Source organism: Mesorhizobium sp. M2A.F.Ca.ET.067.02.1.1, from assembly GCF_004023285.1.
In the GTDB taxonomy this organism is placed as follows: Bacteria; Pseudomonadota; Alphaproteobacteria; order Rhizobiales; family Rhizobiaceae; genus Mesorhizobium.
Window position 1 is genome coordinate 1 of record NZ_RZSB01001092.1, and the last position, 1,387, is coordinate 1,387.

General features: G+C 66.0%; 2 protein-coding genes. Both read right to left on the bottom strand.

All coding sequences use genetic code 11. From position 1 onward, the window contains the following. Positions 1-121: 121 nt before the first annotated feature. Entirely contained in the window at positions 122-532 is a 411-nt protein-coding gene (locus tag EOA28_RS35715; RefSeq protein ID WP_127253938.1) for a hypothetical protein, read from the bottom strand. 3 nt (positions 533-535) lie between these two features. Then, the coding region (locus tag EOA28_RS35720; protein ID WP_148671104.1) for an aldose 1-epimerase family protein at positions 536-1,387 on the bottom strand (852 nt) is incomplete at its 5' end.

Consider the following 1,387-nt stretch of genomic DNA (forward strand, 5'->3'; position numbering starts at 1 on the left):
ACTCTACCCACCCGCCGATGACGGCCTGTCGGCGCTGACCGCGGCGCGGCTTCTCGTCAATGCGATAGGTGCGATCGTGCGGCAGCCACGCTTGGAGGGCTAGCATCGGAAGAAACCGGAGCTAGAAAAACCCTTCGAGAAATGCCGCCGTCGCGTCCGAGATGCCGACGATCTTGTTCGTCGCCTGGCGGTAGAATTTGAAGCTGAGCTCGGTCTCGGGCCGGCCGTCCTTCCAGTCCCTGAAGCGCTTGAGCTCATTGCGGCCCAGCCGTTTCGTCGCCAAGCCGGTACGGCGGACTGAGACACTGACCCACGGCGTCTGCCGTTCGAGATCGGGACGCCTGGGTGTGGCCTCCGATGAGGTCACGACGCCGCGTGCGACAAGCCCCTGCCCGCCTTCGTTCTCGCTGGCGAACAGGAAGATGACGTCGCCTTCCGCAATGCGCTTGCCGCCATACATGGTCTTCTGGGCGGCGAAGACGAACGTTCTCGCCCGCGTGTCCTCGATCCCGGTCTTGATGGCGTATGCCATGCCCTACCGTTCCCGGCTGAGGACGATCCGGTAGCTCAGGACGCGCCGGGCACCCGGCTCGATCAGCATGACGCCAGGCTTGTCGGTGAACTCGCCGTCGAAATCGACGGGGCTGGCGATGCCGTGCCAGGGCTCGATGCACAGGAAAGGCGCGCCGCCGGGCTTGGACCAGATGCCCAGCTCGTTGAAGCCCTGCCATGACATCTCGATCGCCGGCCCGCGCTCGGCGGCGTAGCGCACGCTATTGCTCACCGGCTTGTCGAGAATGACGGCGTCGTCGACGAACAATTTTTCGGACAGCGGCAGCGTCTTTCCCTCGACCGGCGTCGGTAGTGGGTCCGGCAGCAGCAGGCCGTCCTTCAGGCGGCGGATCGGCGCCGGCTCATGGTTGGCGAAGGTCAGCCGATAGGCTTCCTTGCGCAGTTCCGGCAGCAGCGGCCAGTTGAACGCCGGATGCGCGCCGATCGAGGCCGGCAAATGTTCGCCGCCGGTGTTGGTGATCTCGAACGTCACGCCAAGCTGCTGGGGCGTCAGCTCGTAGCTAATGGCCAAGCGAAAGGCGAAGGGATAGTGCGTCCGCGTTTCGGCGTCATCCGACAGGACCAATGTGCATGAGGTCGGCCCCTGCTCCGCCCAGGCAAAGCGCCGGTCGCGGGCAAAGCCGTGCTGCGTCATCGGATAGGTTTGGCCGCGATGCCGCAGCTGATCGCCCTTCAGCCGGCCGACGATCGGGAACAGGACCGGCGAGTGGCGCCGCCAGGCGGGGCCTGCCTGCCACAGAAGCTCGGTGCCGTCGCCATCGCGTAGCGAGACCATCTCGGCCCCCTGCCCGACGACGGTCGCCGAGATCCCGTC